General features: G+C 38.1%; 1 protein-coding gene. It reads left to right on the top strand.

Annotated features, from left to right (window positions below):
• Window positions 1–779: 2-hydroxycarboxylate transporter family protein (locus KI369_RS27560; RefSeq protein WP_212958788.1), on the top strand; the 779-nt coding region annotated here is incomplete at both ends.

Below are 779 nucleotides of genomic sequence, written 5' to 3'. Positions count from 1 at the left end.
TTCGTTCGTATGTTTATACCTTTAGTAGTAGGGACGTTAGCTTCTGTAGTAGTAGGGTTATTGGTCGGTTCACTATTTGGATTTGAAATGAAGCAAACATTCTTCTTTATCATCGTACCAATTGTGAGTGGTGGTATCGGGGAAGGAATTTTACCATTGTCGCTAGCTTATAGTGATATTTTAAATGAATCATCAGCAACGTTTGTATCACAGCTTATTCCAGCAGCTATTATTGGGAATATGTTCGCAATTGTGAGTGCAGGGTATATGAAGCGTTTAGGTGAGAAGAAACCGGAGCTTAGTGGTAACGGTGTATTAGTGAAAACAGACAATCAAGCCGAGTTATTAAAAGAACAAAATACAGAAAAGCCAATTGACTTCTCATTAATGGGAGCAGGTTTATTAATTGCGTGTACGTTCTTTATCTTCGGAGGATTTGCTTCTAAGTTCATCGGTATTCCTGGGGCAATCATTATGATTTTCTCAGCAGCACTTGTGAAATACTTTAAATTAATGCCCGCAAAAATGGAGCAAGGAGCATTCCATTTATATAAATTTATTTCGAAGAATTTAACTTGGCCGTTAATGGTTGGACTAGGATTGCTATATATTCCGCTAAAAGACGTAGCAGCAGTACTTTCAGTAGGATATGTTGTTGTGTGTGCATCGGTTGTTCTTACAATGGTAGCGTCAGGTTTTCTTGTAGGGAAAGTGATGAAAATGTATCCAGTTGAATCAGCGATTGTAACTGGATGTCATAGTGGTTTAGGTGGAACTGG

The sequence above is a fragment of the Bacillus sanguinis genome (assembly GCF_018332475.1).
Taxonomy (GTDB): Bacteria; Bacillota; Bacilli; order Bacillales; family Bacillaceae_G; genus Bacillus_A; species Bacillus_A sanguinis.
Note: the sequence above shows the minus strand (reverse complement) of the source record. Positions and strands in the feature narration are given on the sequence as shown.